The organism is Chryseobacterium sp. DZ-32 (genome assembly GCF_059587025.1).
The window spans coordinates 55071-72054 of the sequence record NZ_JCAIOM010000018.1 but is presented as its reverse complement, the minus strand read 5'-3'; the positions used below and the strand labels follow the sequence as shown (position 1 = coordinate 72054).

Below are 16984 nucleotides of genomic sequence, written 5' to 3'. Positions count from 1 at the left end.
TTTTCAACAGAAACGATATTTTTAAGCGGTAAATATCCGTTTCAGCCTTCCACAAACATAAAAGCACCGATAAATTCGGTGCTTTTATGGTATAGTAAAATAATTCTTTATGAATTTTTCAAAGCTTCTGCTCCGGAAACAATTTCCAGGATTTCGTTGGTAATTGCAGCCTGTCTTGCTTTGTTGTAGAAGATCACAAGATCATTCTTTAAAGCCTGAGCATTGTCTGTTGCTTTATGCATTGCAGTCATTCTCGCTCCGTGCTCAGATGCTACTGAATCTAAGATCGCTTTGAAAACCTGAGTTTTGATAGACTTTGGAATCAGGTTATCCAGGATTTCAGCTCTGTTAGGTTCAAAGATATAATCCGTTTCAACCTGCGGCTCAGTATTTTCCGGCATTGAGATAGGAAGAAGCTGTTCTGTAGTAACTTCCTGAGTAGCAGCATTAACGAATTTGTTATAGATAACATACACTTCGTCAAATTTACCTTCTCTGAAGCTTGTCATTACCCCTTCAGTGATATGAGCAACTGCATCAAAGTTCAGATTATCATATACAGTACTTCCATTAGTATATACCTTACGGCTTTTTCTCACAGCATCATATACTTTTTTACCTACAGGAAGAACTTCAATCTCGTACTGAGCGTTGTTCTGAAACTGAAGGTTAAGCTCTTTTACGATAGAAGAGTTAAAAGCTCCCGCAAGACCTCTGTTTGAAGTAACAGCGATGAATAGTACTCTTTTAACCTCTCTTTTCTGAGCATATACAGAAATCTGATCAGGATCAGAGCTAGAATTTACATTCTGGATAAGCTCCTGTAATTTTTCAGAATAAGGTCTTAACATCACGATTGCATCCTGTGCTTTTTTAAGTTTCGCTGCGGAAACCATCTTCATAGCACGTGTAATCTGCATCGTAGATGAAATTGACGTAATTCTGCCTCGTATTTCTTTTAAGTTTGCCATTAATTTGGGTTCAAAGTTTAAGGTCTAAAGTTTAAGGTTTAAAACGCTATATTTCAAACCTTAAACATTGAATTTTTTAGTTGTATTTAGAAGCTAAATCGTTAGCTGCCTGCTTAAGAACACCTGTAATATCGTTATCGATTTTTCCAGCTTTGATAGCAGCCATTGTATCCGGGTGCTTAGATCTAAGGAACTCGATGTATTCGTGTTGGAATTCTTTAATCTTGTTCAATGGAACGTTTCTCATTAAGTTTTCTGTTCCGGCATATACGATAGCTACCTGACTTTCTACAGGAAGTGGTGCATTTACCGGCTGCTTAAGGATTTCTACGTTTCTTTCTCCTTTAGAAATTACTGCTAAAGTAGAAGCGTCAAGGTCAGAACCGAACTTAGCAAACGCTTCCAATTCTTTATACTGAGCCTGGTCAAGTTTCAATGTACCAGATACCTTTTTCATTGATTTGATCTGAGCGTTACCTCCTACCCTTGATACAGAGATACCTACGTTGATTGCAGGACGAACCCCTGAGTTGAATAGATCAGACTCCAAGAAGATCTGTCCGTCTGTAATAGAGATTACGTTTGTAGGGATATACGCAGAAACGTCACCAGCCTGAGTTTCGATAATCGGAAGGGCTGTTAATGAACCACCACCTTTTACAATTGGCTTAAGAGACTCCGGCAAATCATTCATTTGCTTAGCAATGTTATCATCAGCGATTACTTTTGCAGCTCTTTCCAATAGTCTTGAGTGAAGGTAGAAAACGTCTCCAGGGTAAGCTTCACGGCCCGGTGGTCTTCTCAATAGTAGAGAAAGCTCACGGTAAGCAACAGCTTGTTTAGATAAATCATCATAAACGATAAGCGCCGGTCTACCAGTGTCTCTGAAGAACTCACCGATAGAAGCTCCTGCCATTGCAGAATACACCTGCATTGGAACCGGATCTGATGCGTTAGCTGCAACGATTACCGTATAAGCTAAAGCTCCTTTATCAGAAAGCGTTTTAACGATTTGTGCTACAGTAGAAGCTTTCTGACCGATAGCAACATATATACAATATACTGGCTGACCAGCATCAAAGAATTCTTTTTGGTTGATGATCGTATCGATAGCAACAGTAGTTTTACCTGTTTGTCTGTCACCAATGATAAGCTCTCTTTGCCCTCTTCCTACAGGAATCATCGCATCAATTGCAACGATACCAGACTGTAAAGGCTCAGTTACCGGCTGCCTGAAGATAACTCCAGGAGCCTTTCTTTCCAATGGCATTTCGTATAAATCCCCAGTAATAGGACCTTTACCATCGATTGGGTTACCAAGAGTATCTACTACTCTTCCTAACATACCTTCTCCTACTTTGATAGAAGAGATTCTGTTTGTTCTTCTTACTGTATCACCTTCTTTTACTAATTTACTTTCACCAAGTAGAGCAACACCCACGTTGTCTTCTTCAAGGTTAAGTACAATACCTTCTACATCACTAGAAAATTTCACCAACTCTCCGTATTGTACGTTTTCTAACCCGTATACACGAGCAATACCATCACCGATGGTTAAAACTGTACCTACTTCCTCAACGTTGGATTGAGTATCGAAGTTGGCCAATTGCTGTTTTAAGATCGCAGATACTTCTGCCGGATTTATTTCTGCCATTGTATGGTTGTTTTTCTTAATTTAATTGGAAATCTTTTTTAACTTGGTTCAGTTTTGTCTTCACAGACGCATCTACCTGCTGGTCACCTACTCTCAGAATATATCCTCCAAGAATTTCAGGCTTAACATTTACTTTCAGATCAAAGTTTGAATCAGCATTTACAAGATTTGTAGATCTTAAAATCTGGTCAAGGTTCTCTTTTGAAAGCGGAGTTGCCGTAGTAAGCGTTACTCTTTGTACACCACTAAGGTCTTCTACTTTGTTGATAAATTCCTGAGCAATATTTTTCAATTGGTTTTCACGTCCGTGCTTAATAACCAATCTGATCAGGTTTTGAGAAGAAACAGATAAACCTTTGAATATTTCGTTTGCTACTTCTATTTTCTTTTTAGAATCGATGTAAGGAGTAAGGAAAAACTTGTTTAAATCTTTAGATTCAGCCATTACCTTTACTACATCTTTCATTTCTGAAAATACAGTAGCCGTTTGCCCAGCTTCGTTGGTGAAGTCAAGTAAACCTTGTGCGTATCTTTTAGCTACTTTAGATGTAAGCATTCTTAGTTAAGGTTTGATTTGTTTAAATAATTTTGAACTAATTCGTTTTGAGCTTCGCTGTTATCTAGCTTTTGCTTCAAGATAGACTCGGCAATGTTTACAGATAAAGTACCAATTTGAGTTTTGATGTCTGCCATTGCAGCATTTTTCTCAGCGTTGATAGTCTGTTTAGCAGCTTCGATCATTTTGTCTCCTTCAGCTTTAGCAGCATCTTTAGCTTCCCCTACGATTCTGTCTTTAATTTCTCTGGCTTCTTTAAGGATCGCATCTCTTTCGATTTTAGCTTCACGAATGATTCTTTCGTTATCCTCTTTTAAAGTTTCCATTTCTTTTCTAGCTAATTTAGCTTGATTAAGAGCGTCAACAATAGATGTTTCTCTGTCATTGATAGAATTTAAAATAGGCTTCCAAGCGAATTTACCTAACAAAAATAATAGTGCTAGAAAAATAACAGACTGGATAATAAATAGTCCTGATGAAAACTGATGAATTAATTCCATTATATAAATGTATAAATAATTATTACTTTTTTTTAAAGAACCACTATCTGTAACCAACCGTCACAGATAATGGTTTGAATTTAATTAGTTTACTGCGAATAGAGCAGCAAACGCAACACCTTCTACAAGTGCAGCTGCGATAAGCATAGCTGTTTGGATTTTTCCAGATTGCTCAGGTTGTCTAGCGATAGCTTCAAGAGCAGCAGCTCCGATTTTACCAAGACCGATACCTACACCTAGTACTACGATACCAGCACCTACAATTTTAGGGATTTCCATAATATATAATTTTAAAAAATTTGTTTTACTTTAATTTATAATTTCAATTAGTGAGCTGCATGATGTTCGTGCTCGTGCTCTTCTACTGCCATTCCAATAAACAGTGCTGATAACATTGTAAAAATATAAGCCTGTAGGAATGCTACCAATACTTCAAGTAAATAAATCACCAATGTAAGGAAAGGGAATGCAACACCTGCGATAAAATTCTTAAATACATAGATCAGCCCGATCAAACTCATTACTACGATGTGTCCTGCAGTCATGTTGGCGAAAAGTCGGATCATCAAAGCGAATGGTTTAGTGATTGTCCCTAATAATTCGATTGGAAGCATGATCAGTTTCATTGGAACTGGCACCCCTGGCATCCAGAAGATATGTTTCCAGTAATCTTTGTTCGCTGAGAATGTCGTAATCAGATATGTAAGGATAGCTAAGAAGAATGTCATTGTAATATTACCTGTAACATTGATCCCAAAAGGCATTAATCCAAGAACGTTAAGGAAAAGAATAAAGAAGAACACTGTTAATAAATAACCCATGAATCTCTTATACTTGTGCCCGATATTAGGAATAGCAACTTCGTCTCTTACAAAGATAATTAATGGCTCTAAGAATCTTGCTGCTCCTGTAGGAACTACTGACTTCTTATAAGATTTAGCCATTCCAACAAACAATACAAACATAAAGATTGACACTAATAAAATAATCAATACACTTTTTGTAATAGAAAGATCTAAAGGCTTTACATTGGTAGGATGACCGTCTTCACCAAGTGTTAAAGTTCCAGCAGCATCAGTCTTATAGATTTTCTCGTGGTGCAATACATAAAAAGAACCATCTACTTCAGTAGGCTCCCCATGCATGAACCCTTCTTTGTTACTCATAAAAGAGTGGAAACCGTTATCATAAATAATAACAGGAAGAGGAAAACCGATGTGGTGACCTTCTTTATCAACCATCAATGTGAAATCATGTGCATCCAATAAGTGATGATCGATGAACTCTTTGTTTTCTTTGCTTACTTTGTCTTTCTCTGAAAGCTCTTGAGCAGGAGCTGCCCCAGCAGCAGCCTCTCCGTGCTGTGCAGACACTAAGTTTAATACAAAAATACTGTAGAATAAAACTGCGAATTTCTTAAACATTGATAGGTTTTTTTCGTTGTGCAAAAATATGATATTTTTTCTAGTTTCAATAAATAATTTTACTGTTTTTTATCATGATTAATAAGCTTGATTGCATAGTACGTAAGCAGTGCTGTCAGGACAAAATAAGGCATGATAAAATGGAATTTGTAGCCTGGAATCACTTCAAAGTTCAGTTTTTTTCTGATTAAGTACATTAAACCGAATTTTAAAAGGATCAAACCAATAACAGACAATCCTAAAAATTCCGGTGCTACTCTATTGATTAAGATAATAAGAGTGATCATCATCATAAACATGACACTTAGAAAAAGGTAAAATTTAATGATCACTATCTCATCCAGGTGAAAAACAAATTTCCATAGGGAAAAATGCACCAGGAAGGTCAGAAAGAATAAAACGACAACAAGAATATTGGGATTAATTTTCATTCTATATTTTAATTGATCGCAAAAATAGACTTTTTCTATCGTATTATACTATGATTTGATATTTATCATTTTTCTTCTTTGTAATAATATTACGTGTATATATAATATTACGTGTTCAAACACTTTGGATATCCTAAAAATTCCTTATTTTTGCAAACCTATAATTTACAATAAATATGTTTAATAGTTTACAGGATAAATTAGACAAGGCATTACACAATATTTCTGGTAGAGGAAAAATTACTGAAATCAATGTGGCGGAAACCGTAAAAGAGATCCGTAGAGCATTGGTAGATGCCGACGTTAACTATAAAGTTGCGAAAGATCTTACAAAGAGAGTTCAGGATAAAGCATTAGGAGAAAACGTTCTTACTTCCCTTACTCCGGGACAGCTGATGACGAAAATTGTTCATGATGAACTGGTAGACCTGATGGGAGGTTCTCAGGAAGGAATCAATCTTTCAGGAAAACCTACTGTAATCCTTATTGCCGGTCTTCAGGGATCTGGTAAAACCACTTTCTCTGGAAAGCTTGCTAATTATTTACAGACAAAAAGAAATAAAAAACCATTATTGGTAGCATGTGACGTTTACCGTCCTGCTGCGATTGACCAGCTGAAAGTATTGGGAGGACAGATCAAAGTTCCTGTTTATACTGAAGAAGGCGCTACCAATCCATCTACCATTGCTGAAAACGCGATCAATTTCGCAAAATCAAACGGTCATGATGTTGTGATCGTGGATACAGCAGGTCGTCTAGCTATTGATGAGCAGATGATGAACGAGATCAAATCCGTACATTATTTCATCAAACCGCAGGAGACTCTTTTCGTAGTTGACTCAATGACTGGTCAGGATGCTGTAAATACAGCAAAAGCATTCAACGATGCCTTAAACTTTGACGGTGTTGTATTAACGAAATTAGATGGTGATACTCGTGGTGGAGCTGCTTTAACGATCCGTTCTGTTGTTGAAAAACCAATCAAGTTCATCTCTACAGGAGAAAAGATGGAAGCATTAGATCTTTTCTATCCGGAAAGAATGGCGGACAGAATCCTGGGAATGGGAGACGTAGTTTCCTTAGTAGAAAGGGCTCAGGAGCAGTTTGATGAGGAAGAAGCTAAAAAACTTCACAAAAAAATTGCTAAAAACGAGTTTGGTTTTGATGATTTCCTTAAGCAAATCAACCAGATCAAGAAGATGGGTAATATGAAGGATTTGATGGGAATGATTCCTGGAGTTGGAAAAGCGATCAAAGACGTAGAAATCAGTGATGATGCATTCAAACACATTGAAGCCATCATCTATTCTATGACACCTGAAGAAAGAAGAAGACCTTCTATCATCAATACTCAGAGAAAAGCCAGAATTGCTAAAGGAGCAGGAAGAAAAATTGAAGATGTGAATCAATTGATGAAGCAGTTTGATCAGATGGGTAAAATGATGAAGATGATGCAGGGCCCTCAGGGAAAGCAAATGATGCAGATGATGAGTAAAATGCCGAATATGCCTGGAATGGGTGGAATGTTTGGAAAATAACAAAAGAACATATTCAAAATATAAAATCCGACTCAAAATTAGAGTCGGATTTTTGTTTTTCTTATCTTTAAATAAGCTGATTATTTATCAGATTTCTGAGCCTTTCCTTTGATAAAATAAGAGAAACCAACGTTAACCCCGAAAGTTTTAATATTCGTTTTAACATCAGTATTCATAATAGTTTCTTTATTTGAAAACTGATCATAGGAAATACCCAAATTGATTCCTAAAGACTGAGTCGCCATATAAGTTACCCCTCCTTTTACTCCCCACGCCAAACCGTCCGTAGTATTCTCTGTATCCTGCATTAATAAAGGATCAACCCCTTCATTATTGATATTACTATTATAAAAAGAATATTTCGTCTTATTGGATGCATATCCAATACCTGCCCCTAAAAACGGCACAAGCTTGCTGGAATTGGTAAAATAATAAGTAGCTGTAGGCATTACAGAGAACGTAGAATTTGTAGATTTAACACCTTGATATTTAGTAGTAGTATTAAAGTACCCTAAGTCGATACCAACTGCTAATTTATCAATAACAAAATACCCTACAGAAGGTGTAATTGAAAATGAGTTTACTTTAGGTCCGTCAACAGAGTTTCCTCCTACTTTTACCGTAGTTGTAGTGTTGTTAAAACCCATCCCGGTGTTCCCACTGATCACCCAGTCCCCTTTAGTCATTTGAGCATTAGAAAGCCCGAAAAGTGCCACTGCACCTGCTAATAATAGTTTTTTCATGGTTATTATATAAAAAAAATGTTTCCAAAAATACAAAAAAACCCCAAGAAAATCTCAGGGCCTTATTGCTATATGCTTTGTTTATTATTTTGCAAATACATATTTAACTCCGAAAGTTACAGAAGATAAATTCAATCCGAAGTTGTAGTTGTTTGTAGCATCACCATCTTTTGGCTTGTAGTTGCTATAACCGAACTCACCGATAGTAGCTTCGATAGACCAGTTTTTGTTTAAGAAATAATCTAAACCTGGCTTCACAGTAACACCGATTTTAGTGTATTTAGCTTCAGTAGAAGTAGAGTTTGTAACAACTGTATTTCCAGTAGTAGTTACAGTGTTGTCTTCAGTTTCAGTTTTTCCAAACTGCATAGGCACTGCTAATTGTCCGAAGAAATATAACTTGTCAGATAAAGTCCAGTATTTTCTTACGAATGGAGCAACAACAAAAGCTGGAGTTTTAGTTACTTTGTCATTTACGATTGTAGTGTTTGGTAAAGTTGCTGTAGTAGTTACAGTGTTCTTTTCAGTTTGGTAACCAACTCCTAGACCGATTGCTAGGTTAGTGTTTACGAAATATCCAACTGTAGGTAATACGTTGAAGTTTTCTTTTTTAATGTTACCGTTGTTAGTTTCTTCTTGAGAATAACCAACAGATCCTGATAAATATGTAGTTCCTTTAGCAATCTGAGCGTTTGATAAACCAAAAAGTGCAACAGCACCCGCTAATAATATTTTTTTCATTGTAAAAAATTTTAATACTTTCTGAGGGCAAATTTACAGTGGTCCCCAGTAATATTAAAATTTGTTAATGTGATTAATATCATTACTAAAATATAGGGTTTTATAAAAATAAATCCTAGTTAAGAGATGTTATTAAGTTTTTCACAATTTTATGAATAAAAAAATTACTTTTTTTCAACAAGAGCTGAATATATTTAGTTTTTTAAATTTTGTATTTTTTAGCAAAAGCCCATAAATTCTGGTAAAATGCTAAAACCTATTAACTTAATCTGCTTATTGTAAAGCCATTAACTCTTAAAATTTAAACAAATGTTTATTATTTGAGATTTTTTTCTTTTTTCTGGTTGTCACAGCCCCTTTATAACAAAAGTTCTGATAAAAAATCTGCACAGTCTATATATAATATAATCAAAAAACTCCGGCCTTCGGCCGGAGTTCTCATATGCAATTGCTTTTTCTTATTTCAAAAAGAAATTAAATCCTAAGTTTACAGCTCCTACGTTCCAATTATGTTTGTACCAACCATAATCACGTGTGTTACTGATAGACTGATATCCGATATACAACTCTCCTTTGGACATCTGGTATCCAAATTTAGGCTGTGCATAGAAACCTCCATCTACCCCATCCTTTGTAGAAATACCATATCCAAGGTCTAATCCTACAAAAACAGGAGCTCCTTTAAATTTATATTTCCCGGAAACAGCTACAGGAACGAATCCAAAATCATCAAAGTTATCTTTTCCAAAGAAATGAGAATATCCTGTTGTTACCCCAAGGTCGAAACCTTTGGCAATATTCCACATATAAGCTGCATCCACTCCTAATGTAAATGAAGATACATCACTTGCATCAGATACAGGAACACCAATATGTCCACCCAATTTAAAACCTTCCTGTGCCTGAGCAACACCTCCTAAAAGTGCAAAAGCACCTAGTAATAGTAGTTTTTTCATTTTTTTAAGTTTAAATTTTACCCTGCAAAAATACTAATTATTTTCATCATTAGAATAAAATTGTCTTATAACAGAAAAGCAGGACAAAATTTGTCCTGCTTTTATTATCATTTAAAAGTAAATTTTTCAGAATTAATTTCCTCCGAATTTGAAACCTACACCTACCTGAGCAAAGCTGTTCTTTACTGTACCTCCGCTGTTATCATTGGATAGGTTGGATACTCCTAAGCTGTATCTTGCATCAAAGAAAAGTCCGTTTTCCAGCATATATTCAACCCCTAAGAAAGGGGCAAGATTTAAAGACTTGATATCTTTTTTAATATCTACATCACCGGTATCTCCTTCCATTTCTACGTCAAGGAAATCTGAACCTATCACAGTCTTTTGTTTAGCAGTAAGGATAATTCCTACGTTAAGACCTGCAGCTACAGAGAACCCTTCTGTAATAAAGTATTTTGCAGAAACAGGAACCAAAAGAGTTCCAAAAGTTACTTTAGTTGATTCACCAAAATACATTCCTCCAGCATTTACTCCATCAATTTTCTCCTTGGCTCCAAGTGGTGAATACAAAACTTCTCCCTGAACTGCAAAGTTATCATTGAATTTGTACTCAGCCATTCCACCAATATAGAAAGTATATTTAGGAGACATTTTTCTTCCGTCAAGATCATCTTGCTTATCGTCTAGTTTAATAGTAGACATTGCGAAACCGGCTTTTGGACCAAATCGAAATTCCTGTGCGTTGGCACAAATTCCCATAGCAGCGACTGCTGCAACAAGTAAAAGTTTTTTCATGTTTAGTTAGTTTTACATTTAAGGTGTGCAAAACTAACTATTTTTTTCAAATTAACAAATTTTAACCAACTAATTTAAGGTTAATAAAAGGTTAACAGAAACTTTTACTCATTTTACTAGTCGTTTCTTAGTCTTTTCTCTTCTTCGTTATAAGCAAGGATAATCTTTCTTACCACCGGGTGTCTTACCACATCTTCTTCTGTAAGGTGCACAAATCCTATTTCTTTTACTCCATTTAAAATTCTCATGGCCTCTTTCAGTCCGGACTGCTGGTTTTTCGGAAGGTCAATCTGACTTGGATCTCCCGTGATAATGAACTTGGCATTCATTCCCATTCTGGTAAGAAACATTTTCATCTGAGCATGAGTGGTGTTCTGTGCTTCATCCAAAATCACAAAAGCATCATCCAGTGTACGCCCTCTCATGAAGGCCAATGGTGCTACTTCAATCACTTTCTTCTCCATGAAACCTTCCAGTTTCTCATGGGGAATCATATCACGAAGCGCATCATACAAAGGTTGTAAATACGGATCCAGCTTTTCTTTAAGGTCACCAGGAAGAAATCCCAGACTCTCTCCTGCTTCTACAGCCGGTCTGGTCAGGATAATTCTTTTTACTTCTTTATCTCTCAAAGCTCTTGCTGCCAACGCAACACTGGTATATGTTTTTCCTGTCCCTGCAGGTCCAATGGCGAAAACCATGTCCTTTTTCTCTGTTTCTTTTACCAGCTTTTTAAGATTGGTCGTCTTTGCCTTAATTACTTTGCCGTTGACTCCTTTTACGATAATATCCTGGTCGAATACCAGTTGTTTCTCGTTTTCGTCTTTAATATTCAATATATTTTCAACATCTTTCAGTCCTATTGAATTGTTTTTGGAGATAAAACTGACAATATCATCCAGTTTTTGTTTCAGTATGTCTAAAGCTTCCTGATTTCCCATGGCAAAGATAAAATGATCTCTTCCTGTAATTTTAATGGTTGGAAAGCTTGATTTTATTAAGTTGAAATATTGGTTATTAACTCCATAGAAGATTTTCGCATCGATATCTTCCAAATCATATGTTAATTCAAACATGCAGTATTTTTATTTTTAGATTTTAAAATTAAAGCTTTTTTTCAAATTTATATCAAATTCTTTTCAACAATCTTTCGGGCTTTCTTTTTATTTTAAATAACTTTGCAATACTACACTATTCTATAAATTGCTCATGTCAATTATTACCCTTACTTCGGATTTCGGAAATTTAGATTACAGAGTTGCTGCTGTGAAAGGCAAAATTCTGTCTCTAAACCCTGAGGTTAATATTATTGATATCACCCACGAAATCCAGGCATTCAATCTTATACAGACTTCATATATTGTAAGAAATGCTTATAAATATTTTCCCAAAGGAAGCATTCACATTCTTTCTGTAGACAGTTTTTACAGCAAATCAAGAAAGAATATCCTCTATAAAGCAGACGGATCTTACTTCCTGGCGGCAGACAACGGCCTTTTGAGCCTTATATTTTTTGATATAAAACCGGAAGCCATCTACGAACTTACGCTGAACAATCGTTTTGACGACGTTATCAACTTTACTTCTACGGACATTTTTGTTCCTGCAGCAGTGCATCTTGCCAATGGCGGACTTCCTGAAGTGATAGGAAGAAAAATCAGCACAGCAAAACAGCTGATGTTCCCGCGGGCGGTTTATAATGAATCGGAAGGGATGATTATTGGTGAAGTGACCTATATTGATAATTTCGGAAATATAATATCAAATATCAATAAAGATTTTTTTGAGAACATCAGTAAAGGTTACAACAGTTTTACCATAAAATTCAGAAATTTAAGCCTTTCAAGAATATTTTCCAGCCATACAGAAGTTGTTTCAGACTGGAAAAGGGAGACCGAATTCCACGGACAGTCTGCAGCGATCTTCAATGATAGTCAGTTATTGGAGCTTACCATCTACAAAGGAAGCAAGAAAAACGGTGCTAAAAGCCTGTTTGGACTGAATGTGGGAGAAAATATTTATATCGAATTCAGCTAAGATTATATATTTCTTAAAAAAACCGATTTTTTTTATATATTTGTCAAAATCTAAAAATCAAAAATGGCAGAATACAAATTATTGCTTCCTTCCATGGGAGAAGGTGTTATGGAAGCGACAATTATCACTTGGTTATTCAATGAAGGTGATAACGTAAAGGAGGATGACTCCGTAGTAGAAATTGCAACAGATAAAGTAGATTCAGACGTACCGACACCAGTTTCGGGGAAAATTGTAAAAATTTTAAAGCAAAAAGATGAAGTTGCAAAAGTAGGTGAAGCCATTGCTATTTTAGAAATTGAAGGAGAAGGTACAGCTTCAGAAGAAGTAAAAACTGAAACTCCAACGGCTGCTCCGGATGCTGAAACTTTAAAAGCGATTGAAGAGCCATTGCAAACAGTAGCTGTTTCAAACGTAGAATTCTCAGGAGATCTTTATCTGTCTCCACTTGTAAAATCTATCGCACAACAGGAAAAAATTTCTGAAACTGAACTGAAATCTATCAAAGGAAGCGGTTTGGAAGGAAGAATTACCAAAGAAGATATATTAGCTTATGTTGCCAACAGAGGAAGCCAGCCAGCTCAGCAGGCCGCTCCGGTACAGACAGCTTCTGCTCCACAACCGGCAGTATCAGCTCCGGCAGCTACTATTCCGGTAAGTGCAGGTGATGAGATCATTCCAATGGACAGAATGAGAAAAATCATCGCTGAAAACATGGTGAAAGCAAAACAAATTGCCCCACACGTTACTTCTTTCATTGAAACTGACGTTACCAACGTGGTAAAATGGAGAAATAAAAACAAAGCTGTATTCGAAAAACGTGAAGGTGAAAAACTGACTTTCATGCCTATTTTCGTAAAAGCGGTAGTGAAGGCAATCCAGGATTTCCCGATGATCAATGTTTCAGTAAATGGTGAAAACATCATCAAAAAGAAAAACATCAACATCGGTATGGCGACTGCCCTTCCGGACGGAAACCTTATCGTTCCTGTTATCAAAAATGCTGATCAGTTATCTCTTTCAGGTCTTGCAAAAGCAATCAACGATTTAGCTTACAGAGCAAGAAACAAGAAATTGAGACCAGAAGATACTCAAGGGGCTACGTATACAATTTCTAACGTAGGAAGTTTCGGAAACCTTATGGGAACACCGATTATTCCTCAGCCTCAGGTAGCTATTTTAGCCATCGGAGCGATCGTTAAGAAGCCTGCAGTTCTTGAAACAGCTGACGGAGACGTAATCGCAATCAGAAACTTAATGTTCATGTCTCACTCTTATGACCACAGAGTGGTAGACGGTTCTCTGGGAGGAATGATGCTGAAGCACGTTCACGACTACCTGGAAAACTGGGATCTGAACACAGAAATATAAGTAATGAGAATCAGTAATAAGTAATTTTTGCTGATTTTAAATACTAAACCTTCGATGTAATCGGAGGTTTTTTTTGTTTTTATTAATTAGACTCATAAAAACTCATAAGATTAAAAACCAAACAAAACAAACAATAAAAATTCAATAAAAACAATTTTTATTTATTAATTTGATAATTTAACACTTAAATATTTTTTGGAAGTTTAAGGTATTAGTATTAATTTTAAAACAAATATTATTTGAAATAGATACTCATTATAGAAGATCACGTATTTTTACATCTCTAAACTGACAAATGCTGAAAATTTTCGTCCTCATAAAAAGATCCCTCAAAAATTCCTTCGATAATATCCGGAACGAACAGCTGAAGCATAATCTGCTTCAGGCCATTCCCTTTTGGATAGGATCTGTAATTACAGGCTTTTTTGCTGTGATGTACGCACAGGTATTTGCATGGGGCGAACATCTGATGAATTTCATTTTCGACTGGCACGCATGGATGATCTTTATTATTGCACCTGTTGGATTTGTACTTTCCTGGTGGCTGGTGAAAGAATTTGCGCCGAATGCCAAAGGAAGCGGGATTCCTCAGGTGATGGCGGCTGTAGAACTGGCCAATCCGAAAGAACATAGGAAAATCCGGAATCTTTTAAGTATTAAGATTATATTTTTCAAAATCCTTTCCTCCGTTATTCTGGTCATCGGAGGAGGTGCTGTAGGACGTGAAGGACCTACCATTCAGATTGCCGGCTCTGTTTTCAGAAAAGTGAATGAATACCTTCCCGAATGGTGGCCAAAGATTTCCAAAAAAAATATGATTATGACAGGAGCGGCAGCAGGACTTGCAGCAGCGTTCAATACTCCGTTGGGAGGAATTGTTTTCGCTGTGGAAGAGCTGTCAAAAACTCATATTAATTATTTTAAAACGGCCTTATTTACTGCGGTAATTATTGCAGGGCTTACTGCGCAAACATTGGCAGGATCTTATTTATATTTAGGATATCCAAAAACCAATGACGTTTCCTTAATGGTGATGTTTCCTATTATACTGGTTGCTGTTGCTGCCGGCATTATGGCTAGCCAGCTAGCTGTTACCATGCTTAAAATCAATAGCTGGAAGAAGAAAAAACTGAAAACAGATAAAGCCAATATAGTTTTTCTGATCATTTGTGCCTTAATTATCGCTTCCATCGCTTATTTCATCAACAGAGAAGTTCTGGGATCAGGAAAAGAAATTATGGAGCGTGTCCTTTTTACTAAAGATAAACATGAAGACTGGTATGTTCCCATTCTGAGAATGCTGGGGCCTGCCCTTTCCTTTACTTCCGGAGGTGCCGGCGGAATTTTTGCTCCGGCTCTTACTGCGGGAGCAAGTATAGGTTCTGTTATTTCAGGAATTATTCATTTAACACCCAACGAAACCAATGTGGTGATTCTGGGCGGAATGGTTGCTTTCCTTACCGGAATTACAAGAGCCCCGTTTACTTCAGCGATTATCGTGCTGGAAATGACAGACAGACATTCATTGATATTCCACCTTATGCTTGCAGGAATGGTTTCTTCTATTGCTTCCATCCTGGTAAGCAGACATTCTTTATATGATGTTTTGAAGGTGAATTTCCTGACAGAAATAAGAGACCGGGATGAACAGAATCCGGGAACCTATAGCAAAGGTGAATAAATATTCTCACGAAACATTAACTATTTCACCGCTCCTCTTGCATATAAGAAATATATTTTCTACTTTTGCACCTCGAAATAATTAACAAATTCATTTAACATTATGAACAATTACGAAACTGTTTTCATTTTAACTCCCGTTCTATCTGAGGCACAGGTAGAGGAAGCAGTGAACAAGTATGTAGATCTAATCAAAGAAAAGAACTGCGAAATCGTTGCTAAAGAAAACTGGGGATTAAAAAAATTAGCTTACCCGATTCAATTGAAAAAGAATGGGTTCTATACTTTAATCGAATTTAAAGGAGAAGGTACTGTAGTTGCTGATTTAGAATTAGCATTCAAGCGTGACGAAAGAGTAATCCGTTACCTTACTACAAAACTTGACAAGCACGCTGTAGAGTACGCTGTAACAAGAAGAGCTAAAGTAAAAGCAGCTAAAGCTTAATTATTAACCCTATTTTTTAAAAAAGACAAGACATGGCAATAGATGAAATGGCTAAACAAGCCTCAGCAGGAGGAGAATCAGAAGTAAAATTCCTTACTCCGCTTGATATCAATACAAAATCTGAAAAGAAATATTGTAGATTCAAAAAATACGGAATTAAGCATGTTGATTACAAAGATGCTGATTTCTTATTACAGTTTGTAAACGAGCAAGGTAAAATTTTACCAAGAAGATACACCGGAACTTCTTTAAAATACCAAAGAAAAGTTTCTGCTGCTATCAAAAGAGCAAGACACCTTGCATTACTACCATACGTAGCTGACTTATTGAAATAAGACAAAAATAAATAAGAGAAGAGGTTTTTCCTCTTCTTTTGTTGCTGAATACATCATTAATTCTAACTTGATTTTAGATATAAAACTAAAATCTAAAAAAGGACAACAACAATGGAAATTATCCTAAAAAAAGACGTAGAAAACTTAGGACTTGAGTTTGATACAGTAAACGTAAAGCCAGGTTATGCTAGAAACTTCTTAATTCCTCAAGGAATTGCTCTTTTAGCTACACCTAAAAACAAAGCTGCTTTAGAAGCTACATTAGAAGCTAGAAAAGAAGAAGAAGCTAAATTAATCGCTGCTGCTAACGCTGTAGTTGAGCAATTGAAGAAAACTTCTATCACGATCCCTGCAAAAGTAGGTGCTGGTGACAAATTATTCGGATCTATCAACAATGCTGATCTATCTGCTGCTTTAGAAAAAGCTGGTGTTTCTGTAGAGAAAAAATACATCAAGATTCCTGGTAACACGATCAAGAGAACTGGTAAATTCGCAGCTCTTATCAGACTTCACAGAAATGTTGAGTACAACTACGAGTTTGATATCGTATCTGATGCTCCAGTGGAAGCAGCTCCTAAAAAAGAAGAAGCTAAAACTGAAGAAGCTTAATAAGCAACTGAGAATTTCTCACAATACAAGACCACTTCAATTTATTGAGGTGGTTTTTTATTGAACTACCCCGTCTTTCTGCTTTGCAAAATCCACCCTTCAGAGAAGGGGAATGTAGGAAATCTTAACTGTTATTACTCGCTAAATAGCTTTTTCTTTGCCTTATTTAGCTCAAAAGAAAATCTGTAGAGATATTAT

General features: G+C 36.2%; 19 protein-coding genes. 7 read left to right on the top strand and 12 right to left on the bottom strand.

The window, feature by feature from the left end:
* Nucleotides 1–107 precede the first annotated feature (107 nt).
* From atpG to AC59HC_RS18395, 7 genes are all read right to left on the bottom strand, one after another.
* A complete protein-coding gene (gene atpG / locus AC59HC_RS18425; protein WP_110010267.1) occupies nt 108–971 on the bottom strand; it encodes an ATP synthase F1 subunit gamma in 864 nt (287 codons plus the stop codon).
* 76 nt (nt 972–1047) lie between these two features.
* Nucleotides 1048–2625 (bottom strand): F0F1 ATP synthase subunit alpha, encoded by a 1578-nt coding sequence (atpA, locus tag AC59HC_RS18420; RefSeq protein ID WP_110010268.1) that lies wholly within the window; start codon nt 2623–2625, stop codon nt 1048–1050.
* A 16-nt stretch (nt 2626–2641) separates the two neighbouring features.
* The gene (gene atpH / locus AC59HC_RS18415) at nt 2642–3181 is read right to left on the bottom strand and encodes an ATP synthase F1 subunit delta (RefSeq protein ID WP_002979112.1); all 540 of its coding nucleotides are present in this window, start codon (nt 3179–3181) and stop codon (nt 2642–2644) included.
* 2 nt (nt 3182–3183) lie between these two features.
* Nucleotides 3184–3681, bottom strand: a complete 498-nt coding sequence (locus AC59HC_RS18410; protein ID WP_047429825.1) for a F0F1 ATP synthase subunit B — start codon at nt 3679–3681, stop codon at nt 3184–3186.
* An 84-nt stretch (nt 3682–3765) separates the two neighbouring features.
* On the bottom strand, nt 3766–3960 hold the full coding sequence (atpE, locus tag AC59HC_RS18405) for an ATP synthase F0 subunit C (protein ID WP_002979108.1): 195 nt from the start codon (nt 3958–3960) through the stop codon (nt 3766–3768).
* Between the two features lie 47 nt (nt 3961–4007).
* Complete coding sequence (gene atpB, locus AC59HC_RS18400) at nt 4008–5105, bottom strand: F0F1 ATP synthase subunit A (protein ID WP_110010270.1); 1098 nt, start codon at nt 5103–5105, stop codon at nt 4008–4010.
* A 59-nt stretch (nt 5106–5164) separates the two neighbouring features.
* Nucleotides 5165–5536, bottom strand: a complete 372-nt coding sequence (locus AC59HC_RS18395; RefSeq protein ID WP_041461471.1) for a hypothetical protein — start codon at nt 5534–5536, stop codon at nt 5165–5167.
* A gap of 176 nt (nt 5537–5712) precedes the next feature.
* Here AC59HC_RS18395 and ffh point away from each other — a divergent pair, with 176 nt between their 5' ends.
* Entirely contained in the window at nt 5713–7074 is a 1362-nt protein-coding gene (gene ffh, locus AC59HC_RS18390) for a signal recognition particle protein (protein ID WP_110010272.1), read from the top strand.
* Between the two features lie 80 nt (nt 7075–7154).
* Here ffh and AC59HC_RS18385 read toward each other — a convergent pair whose 3' ends face one another.
* The 5 genes from AC59HC_RS18385 to AC59HC_RS18365 form a co-directional block, all read right to left on the bottom strand.
* A complete protein-coding gene (locus tag AC59HC_RS18385) occupies nt 7155–7817 on the bottom strand; it encodes an OmpW family outer membrane protein (protein ID WP_110010273.1) in 663 nt (220 codons plus the stop codon).
* 84 nt (nt 7818–7901) lie between these two features.
* Nucleotides 7902–8558 carry an outer membrane beta-barrel protein gene (locus AC59HC_RS18380; RefSeq protein WP_110010274.1) on the bottom strand — a complete coding sequence of 219 codons (657 nt, stop codon included), beginning with the start codon at nt 8556–8558 and terminating at the stop codon, nt 7902–7904.
* A gap of 458 nt (nt 8559–9016) precedes the next feature.
* Entirely contained in the window at nt 9017–9514 is a 498-nt protein-coding gene (locus tag AC59HC_RS18375; RefSeq protein ID WP_110010275.1) for a hypothetical protein, read from the bottom strand.
* Between the two features lie 132 nt (nt 9515–9646).
* The gene (locus AC59HC_RS18370; RefSeq protein WP_110010276.1) at nt 9647–10309 is read right to left on the bottom strand and encodes a porin family protein; all 663 of its coding nucleotides are present in this window, start codon (nt 10307–10309) and stop codon (nt 9647–9649) included.
* Between the two features lie 116 nt (nt 10310–10425).
* Nucleotides 10426–11385 carry a PhoH family protein gene (locus AC59HC_RS18365; protein ID WP_202840703.1) on the bottom strand — a complete coding sequence of 320 codons (960 nt, stop codon included), beginning with the start codon at nt 11383–11385 and terminating at the stop codon, nt 10426–10428.
* A 133-nt stretch (nt 11386–11518) separates the two neighbouring features.
* Here AC59HC_RS18365 and AC59HC_RS18360 point away from each other — a divergent pair, with 133 nt between their 5' ends.
* The 6 genes from AC59HC_RS18360 to rplI all read left to right on the top strand — a co-directional run bounded on the left by AC59HC_RS18360 (nt 11519) and on the right by rplI (nt 16786).
* Nucleotides 11519–12346 (top strand): SAM hydrolase/SAM-dependent halogenase family protein, encoded by an 828-nt coding sequence (locus tag AC59HC_RS18360; RefSeq protein WP_062675025.1) that lies wholly within the window; start codon nt 11519–11521, stop codon nt 12344–12346.
* Between the two features lie 63 nt (nt 12347–12409).
* Nucleotides 12410–13717, top strand: coding sequence for a dihydrolipoamide acetyltransferase family protein (locus AC59HC_RS18355; protein WP_343643519.1), 1308 nt, complete (start codon nt 12410–12412; stop codon nt 13715–13717).
* 295 nt (nt 13718–14012) lie between these two features.
* Nucleotides 14013–15398: a chloride channel protein gene (locus AC59HC_RS18350; protein ID WP_411413086.1), complete on the top strand. Its 1386-nt coding sequence runs from the start codon at nt 14013–14015 to the stop codon at nt 15396–15398.
* 102 nt (nt 15399–15500) lie between these two features.
* Nucleotides 15501–15842, top strand: coding sequence for a 30S ribosomal protein S6 (gene rpsF / locus AC59HC_RS18345; RefSeq protein WP_034695444.1), 342 nt, complete (start codon nt 15501–15503; stop codon nt 15840–15842).
* A 32-nt stretch (nt 15843–15874) separates the two neighbouring features.
* Complete coding sequence (gene rpsR, locus AC59HC_RS18340; RefSeq protein ID WP_002979091.1) at nt 15875–16177, top strand: 30S ribosomal protein S18; 303 nt, start codon at nt 15875–15877, stop codon at nt 16175–16177.
* 111 nt (nt 16178–16288) lie between these two features.
* On the top strand, nt 16289–16786 hold the full coding sequence (gene rplI, locus AC59HC_RS18335) for a 50S ribosomal protein L9 (protein WP_047429787.1): 498 nt from the start codon (nt 16289–16291) through the stop codon (nt 16784–16786).
* The last annotated feature ends 198 nt before the right edge of the window (nt 16787–16984 follow it).